This is a genomic window from Haloferax massiliensis, from assembly GCF_001368915.1.
GTDB classification, from domain to species: Archaea; Halobacteriota; Halobacteria; order Halobacteriales; family Haloferacaceae; genus Haloferax; species Haloferax massiliensis.
This window is the reverse complement of record NZ_CSTE01000001.1, coordinates 128,868-135,632: the sequence shown is the minus strand read 5'-3', so window position 1 is coordinate 135,632 and position 6,765 is coordinate 128,868. Positions and strand designations below refer to the sequence as shown.

Below are 6,765 nucleotides of genomic sequence, written 5' to 3'. Positions count from 1 at the left end.
GCCGTCCGCTCACGCTCCCAAGTTTCTTCTAAATCCGTCGCAAAGCACTCGCTGAGCAGGTCTGCGAGCATCTTGACCAACTAACTCAACGACCTGCTCGTTCCTCAAACTGGCTTAACTAGACAGTGCCTATAGTTGAAATATTTAATCGACGTAGTACCTACAGTTGAGACATTGATTCGCCGAGATAGCTTCTCAGGTGCGTCGCTCGCGTTCTCGAATCAAACTGCGATTCGAAACTGACGACACACGAGCTGAAAGAGCAGTTTGCGTGCTGTTCGAAGTAATATCTCAACTACCATCTCGACACATATGTTCGTTGTTACGACTGTTGAATACTCAAAATACTGTCTTGAATACGCGGCCCGTGCGACGGTGTTCACGCCGGGCGACAGCGGCGGCAACAGCTCACAGTAGAACCACAATTGTCGACCGTCAGGAGAGGCGGAGCATCGTCCTGACGGCGATGCTCAGCTGTCGTCGTCACTCCGGCCGTCGGTCGCGAGCGTCGCGGTCGGTGGCGAGTTCGGTTGTCTACTGATCGAGGTCGAAGTCGTTCTCGACGAGTTTGACGAGTCGCTCGACGGCCTGCTCGCCGTCGCTGCCGTCGGCGGTGATGACGATTTCCTCGTCCGGGCCGACGCCGAGCGAGAGAACGGCGATGCTGCTTTTCGCGTCTACTTCCGTCTCCCCGCCGGCTTTCCGCACGGAGATGTCCGTCTCGAACTTCGACGCCGTCTGGACGAACATCGACGCGGGTCGTGCGTGGAGACCGGTCTCGTGCTCTACGACTACTGTCGCTGATTTCGCTGCCATCCGTGCCACCATTTCCCACGCCGGTACTAAGGCCTTTCCGCTTGGCGAGCGTTTTTGCCGGCGGACGTGGACTAGTCGCGTGCCATGTTCGCAAGCGCAGCGTATCCAGCGGTAGCTACGAGGGACCGATGAGCGACTGCATAATCTCGGGCGTCGGCGTGACGCCGCTACGCGGTGTCGGCACGGTCGTCCAGTACGATTCGACGGTCGACCTCGACGACGACGAACGGTCGGCGGCCGACCCCGAAACTGAGCTTCAGCGGTTCGAAGAGGCACGGGAGACGGCGGCGGACGAACTCGCCCGCGAGCGGTCTCGGACGGCCGAGCGCGTCGGCACCGAAGAGGCGGAGATATTCGACGCGCACCAGCAGTTCCTCGGCGACCCGCAGATCACCGGGGGCGTCGAAGCCGCGGTCAGCGAAGGCGGCGTCACCGCCGAACGAGCCGTCTCGCGGGCGTTCGAGGATCCAATCGCCACGTTCGAGGGGGCAGACGGGATGTTCGCCGAGCGCGCGGACGACCTTCGCGACGTCCGCGACCGAGTGCTCCGTATTCTGCTCGACCGCGACCGGGTCGACCTCTCGGCGCTCCCCGAGGGAACCGTGCTCGTCGCGGAGCGACTCACCCCGAGCGACACCGCACAGTTAGACCCCGACGCAGTCGCCGGGTTCGTCACGGTCGAGGGGGGCCGCACCTCGCACGCCGCCATCATGGCTCGGTCGCTGGCGATTCCGGCGGTGGTCGGCGTCGCCCCCGACGCGCTCGACCTCGCCGACGATACGCGTCTCGTCGTCGACGGCACCACGGGCGACGTGACCGTCGACCCGGACGACGACGCCGTCGCCGCGGCGCGAGAATCGGGCGGTGCGACGGTTCACCACGACCCCGTCACGACGGCCGACGGCCGGCACGTCGAAGTCGCCGCGAACGTCGGAACGCCGCGGGAAGCGGTGGCGGCCGCCGAACGCGGTGCGGACGGCGTCGGGCTCTTTCGAACGGAGTTCCTCTTTCTCGACCGGGAGACGCCGCCGGACGAAGACGAGCAGTACGAGGCGCTCCACGAGGTGTGCGAGGCGTTCGCCGGGTCGCGCGTGGTCGTCCGAACGCTCGATATCGGGGGCGACAAGCCGATTCCGTACGTCGACTCTGCCCCCGGCGACAACCCGTTTCTCGGCGTTCGCGGCGTCCGGTTCGCACCGGGCGAGCGGCCCGAACTGTTCGAGGAACACGTCCGCGCGATTCTGCGCGCGGCCGCCGGCCCGGCGCAGCTCGCCGTGATGTTCCCGCTGGTGTCGACGGTGACTGAGCTCGACGCGCTCCTCGACGAAGTGAGCGCAATCGCCGCGGACCTCGACGACGCGGGCGTCGACTACGCGGTCCCCGAACTCGGCGCGATGGTCGAGACGCCGGCGTCGGTCTTCCTCGCCCGCGAGTTCGCCGACCGCCTCGACTTCCTCAGTATCGGGACGAACGACCTCACCCAGTACGTGATGGCCGCGGCCCGCGACGACGCCCGCGTCGCCTCGTTACACGACCCGCTTCACCCGCCGGTCCTCCGCGCCATCGCGCGGACGGTCGAGGCCGCCCACGAGGGCGACGCCTGGGTCGGCATGTGCGGCGAGATGGCCGGCGACCCGGACCTCACCGAACTGCTCGTCGGACTCGGTCTCGACGAACTGAGCATGAGCGCCGTGACGATTCCCGACGTGAAGGCGGGCGTCCGGGACGTCGACGACGAGTCGGCGGCGGCGCTCTCCGAGGCGGCCCTCAGCGTCGAGACCCGCGAGGACGCGCGAGCACTCATCGACTGAGCGACCGACGACCGGGCGCTCGTCCGGGGAGAACCGGCCGCCCGCAGCGTGTTTTTCTCAGCCGTCGAAATCGACACAGCGCTCGACGACGAGGTCGAGCAGGCCGTCGGCGTCGCGGCGCTTCGTCAGCTCGGCGAACTCCTCGGCCTGAAAGAGTTTGGCGAGGTTCGAGAGGAACGACGAGTAGCCCTCGGTGTCTGTCACCAGGAGCAACACGACGACTTCGGCGTCGACGCGCTCGTCGGGGTTGTCCATGCTCCGGAAGGCGACCGACTCGCCCGCGGGCGGCAGTCCGAGGAGCACGGCCTGTTCGGAGACGTGGTCGGGGTCGGCGTGGGGGATGGCGATGCCGAAGCCCATCGTCGGGATGTCGAGCCCCGTCGGGTAGTCGGCTTCGCGTGCCAAGAGGGCGTCCGCGTAGCTCTCGTCGGCCCAGCCTCGGTCGTAGGCGTACGCGCCGAGTTCCGTGAGGACCGCTTCGTCCGTCTCGCCAGTCAGTTCGAGGCTTTCGGTTCGCATCGATGAGTCGTACGCGGGTCTCCGAGAAAAGTGTTGGTACCGGTTCGCCGACGGTTCGGCGAAGCACGGTGGCTCGTCGCGGTCGGGCCGCGGACGCCAACGGGGAACTGTCCGGTCAGTCGTCGGAGCGATTCTCCGCGCCCGCCGTGTCGACGGTCGAGCCGAGTTTGTTGGGAAGGAGGCCGCCGCCCTTGCCGGTGTGACGACGCTCGACGGTCTCCCGCGCCTTCTCTTCGGACGCGCCGGCGACCATGTACATCCGCTGGGGCCACATCCGGAGTGCGACCCAGATACCGAGGACGATGACGAGTCCGACCGCGAGGGCGACCGGCGCCGGGATGAGCGCCAGGATGCCCGTCGCGGGCGACCCCGCGTCAGCGACGGGCGACGTGATGAGCCCGCGACCACCGAGGTCGAAGCCCGCGCTCCCAGCCGCCTGCGTCAGGAGCGGAGCCACCGCGGAGGAGATGTAGTGCAGCGGAATCAGCAGGATGGTCCCCGTGACGACCATCTTCACGATGTTGCCGTTCATGATGGGGACCATCAGCGCGAAGAAGAACGGGAACGTCGCCAGGTCGATGCCCCACAGCACGTCGTTGCCGGGGAGGATGATCGACATCACGATGGCGATGGGGACGATGAGCAGGCTGGACGCGATGACCGACTCGTGGCCGATGAGGATGGCCGAGTCGAGGCCGATTGCCATGTCGCGGTCTTCGAACCGCGAGGTCATGTAGTTCCGAATCGACTCCGAAAGCGGCGTCAGCCCCTCCATGAGGATACCGACCATCATCGGGAGGATGTGCATCACCGCGGCGAACGAGATGCCGGCGGTGAGGATGGCGTACCAGCTCTCGGCGACGAAGAGCGCGTTACTGTAGGCGGCGATACCGATGACGAGCCCGATAGCGAGGCCGACGAAGATGGGCTCGCCGAGGATGCCGAACCGGTCTTGAATCGCGTCGGGGTCGGCTTCGATGTTTCCGAGGGGCGTCTTGTCGACCGCCCAGTGAATCGGAATCGCGGCGACGGCGTACGGCGCCGAGGTCCCGTGCGGGATGGAGATACCGGGCGTATCGAACGTCTCTTCGACGGCCGGTTGCGTCCAGTCCGCGGCCACGAGGACGAACAGCCCCAGCGTCAGCCCGACTGCAACCGAGTACAGCCAGTTGTTCGTGCTCATGTAGACCAGCCCGCCGATGAAGGCGAAGTGCCAGTAGTTCCAGATGTCCACGTTGAGCGTGTAGGTGAACCCGATTGCGAAGAGGACGAGGTTCATCACGACGAACAGCGGAATCATCCAGACGCCGAGTTCCGCGATACCGAAGGCGATGGCGGCGGCGGCGGGCCAGCCGACGTCGACCGCCGGAAGCGTGATGCCGGTCACCTCGACCATCTGTTGGGCCAGCGGGCTGATGTTCTCGCTGAACAGCCCGATGACGAGATTGATTCCGATGAAACCGATACCGATGAGGATGGACGAACGCGCCGCCTTCAACACGTCCACCCGGAACGCGAGCGCGATGAGGAAGATGATTATCGGAAGGAGGACGCTCACGCCCAACGATTGGATTACGCTGTTGATGGAATTCAACAGGGAGCTTACACCACTCTGTAAGAATACGTCTGGTACTACCATGTTATTAACTCACAACCCTGTCTCAGGATGAGGGCGTTCCCACATAAATATTACTATCGTTCGTGAAAAATCGGTGTCATCGTCGACTCGCCAACCCGTCAGTCTTCGAGCGCCGCGGCGATGTCGTCGAGGACCTCGTCTTGGCCGATGCCGGTCATGAACGCCGTCGTGTGGATGACCGGAATGTCGAACTTGTCTTCGTTGAGTTGCGTCGTGGTGACGATGAGGTCGAAGTTCCCCGAAGAGACCTTGCCGGGGGCCTCCGTCGCCTTCGCCTTGGCGATGGTTCCGATGTCGAGGCCACGCTCCGGGAGCTTCTCTTTCAGCGCTTCCTTGACGACCGTCGACGTCGCGACCGATGTGCCACACACTACGAGGATATTCTTGGTTGTCATTGACGTGTATTGCACATCATCGATGATCACTAAAAAGATTGCGCCGGTCCGCCGCGCCGCAGTCGCCGAGCGGAGCGGCGCGTCCCGCCGTTGGCGGTCGTCTCAGGGGAAACTCGCTGCGATGTCGCGGAGGAGTGACTCCGGGTCCGACGCGAGCGACACGGCCGACGCGGCACCGGTCGCGTGGCCACCTTGTTCGAAGGCGAGGCGGACGTCTTCGGCGGTGGAGATGCCGCCGCCGACGAGGACGCGAGTGCGCGGGTTCTCCGTCTCGACCATCGCCACGAAGTCGCGAACGCGGTCGGGGTGGGTCTGCGTGATCGCTCGGTCCGACGAGATGTCTTCGGGCATCTCGTATATCATCGAGTCGGGGTCGAACTCCGCGACTGCGCGACCCATCTCGATGCTGTCGACGCAGACGACCGAGTCGAGATCGAGGTCGCGACAGCGCTCGATTTTCCACACGAGGTCGGACAGCGTGTCGCGGTTCTCCGCGTGGTTGATGACGACGCCGTCGGCCCCCGCGTCTGCGACGGTCTCCGGGAGGATTTTCCCCATCCCGCGACCGGGCTCGACGGCGTCCATCGCGGGCGCGGTGACGGCGAGGTCGGTGTGCTCGGTTATCAGCCGGATGTCCGGCAGTTGCGGCGTCAACACGAAGCGCGCGTCGGTCTCCGCCTCTATCGTTTCGAGCATCCGCGCGAACGACAGCGCGTCCTCGCCGCTCGTGTTCGGATACACCTTGAAGTTGACCTGAAAGTGGGGGTACGGGAGGTTCATGGGCGGGTTCGGGTGGTGCTTCGGGAAGTCATAGCAGCGTCTCCGCCTCCTCGATGGTCGCGCCCTCGTGGACGATGGCCGAGAGCGCGTCGATGATGGCCGCGGGGTCGTCCCGCTGCCAGACGTTGCGGCCGAACATCACGCCCTGCGAGCCGGCTTCGACGGCACCGTGAACCATCTCCAGTACCTCTCGGTCCGTCTCGACGGCGGGACCCCCGGCGATGTACGTCGGCACCGGCGCGTTGTGCACGATGCGCTCGAAGCCCGTCGGCGGGTACGGCGTCTTCAGGATGTCCGCGCCGAGTTCGAAGCCCAGACGGTTGGCGTTGACGAGGTAGTCGGTGTCGAACTCGTCGTCGGCGCGCTGGCCCCAGAGGGTCGGCTCGACGATGAGCGGAATCCCCGCGTCGTCGCAGTCTTCGGCCGCGGCGGCGACGAACTCGGCGTTCTCCTTCAGCACGTCGGGGCTCTCCCGTCCGAAGACGAGCGCGACCTTCGCGGCGTCGGCCACGTCGGCGCAGTCCTCGACGCTGAACACCTGGGAGTGGATTTCTGCGTTCTCGATGTCGCCCGGCATCGTCGAGTCGTACAGGAGGTCGAGCGTGCCGATGGTGTGGACGTCGGCGGCGTCGATTCGGTCCTCGAAGCGCTTCAGGAACGGCACGCTCGCCAAGATGCCGTCGGGGCCGGCGTCCAACACCGTATCGAGGAGCGCCGCGGGGTCCTCGAACCCTTCGAGGGAGCCCCAATGGAGGCCGTGGTCGATAGCGACAGTCACCGATCGTCCGAGTGGTTGGTCCGTCAT

At 65.4% G+C, this 6,765-nt stretch carries 7 protein-coding genes and 1 pseudogene; 1 reads left to right on the top strand and 7 read right to left on the bottom strand.

What is annotated here, in order from left to right; translation table 11 throughout:
* Positions 1-71 (bottom strand): annotated as a pseudogene (locus BN996_RS19630) (IS6 family transposase); the annotation flags it as partial.
* A gap of 463 nt (positions 72-534) precedes the next feature.
* Positions 535-816, bottom strand: coding sequence for an HPr family phosphocarrier protein (locus BN996_RS00645; protein WP_089776737.1), 282 nt, complete (start codon positions 814-816; stop codon positions 535-537).
* A 128-nt stretch (positions 817-944) separates the two neighbouring features.
* Between BN996_RS00645 and ptsP the strand changes: the two genes are divergently transcribed.
* Positions 945-2,627, top strand: a complete 1,683-nt coding sequence (ptsP, locus tag BN996_RS00640; RefSeq protein ID WP_089776736.1) for a phosphoenolpyruvate--protein phosphotransferase — start codon at positions 945-947, stop codon at positions 2,625-2,627.
* Positions 2,628-2,684: 57 nt separating this feature from the next.
* Here the strand turns inward: ptsP and BN996_RS00635 are convergent, their stop codons facing one another.
* The 5 genes from BN996_RS00635 to BN996_RS00615 all read right to left on the bottom strand — a co-directional run bounded on the left by BN996_RS00635 (position 2,685) and on the right by BN996_RS00615 (position 6,765).
* On the bottom strand, positions 2,685-3,146 hold the full coding sequence (locus BN996_RS00635) for a PTS sugar transporter subunit IIA (RefSeq protein WP_042666454.1): 462 nt from the start codon (positions 3,144-3,146) through the stop codon (positions 2,685-2,687).
* 115 nt (positions 3,147-3,261) lie between these two features.
* Positions 3,262-4,704 (bottom strand): PTS galactitol transporter subunit IIC, encoded by a 1,443-nt coding sequence (locus tag BN996_RS00630; RefSeq protein ID WP_089776735.1) that lies wholly within the window; start codon positions 4,702-4,704, stop codon positions 3,262-3,264.
* 179 nt (positions 4,705-4,883) lie between these two features.
* Positions 4,884-5,180, bottom strand: coding sequence for a PTS sugar transporter subunit IIB (locus BN996_RS00625; protein WP_089776734.1), 297 nt, complete (start codon positions 5,178-5,180; stop codon positions 4,884-4,886).
* 102 nt (positions 5,181-5,282) lie between these two features.
* The gene (locus BN996_RS00620; RefSeq protein WP_089776733.1) at positions 5,283-5,960 is read right to left on the bottom strand and encodes a triose-phosphate isomerase; all 678 of its coding nucleotides are present in this window, start codon (positions 5,958-5,960) and stop codon (positions 5,283-5,285) included.
* A 28-nt stretch (positions 5,961-5,988) separates the two neighbouring features.
* Positions 5,989-6,765, bottom strand: coding sequence for a class I fructose-bisphosphate aldolase (locus tag BN996_RS00615; protein WP_042666448.1), 777 nt, complete (start codon positions 6,763-6,765; stop codon positions 5,989-5,991).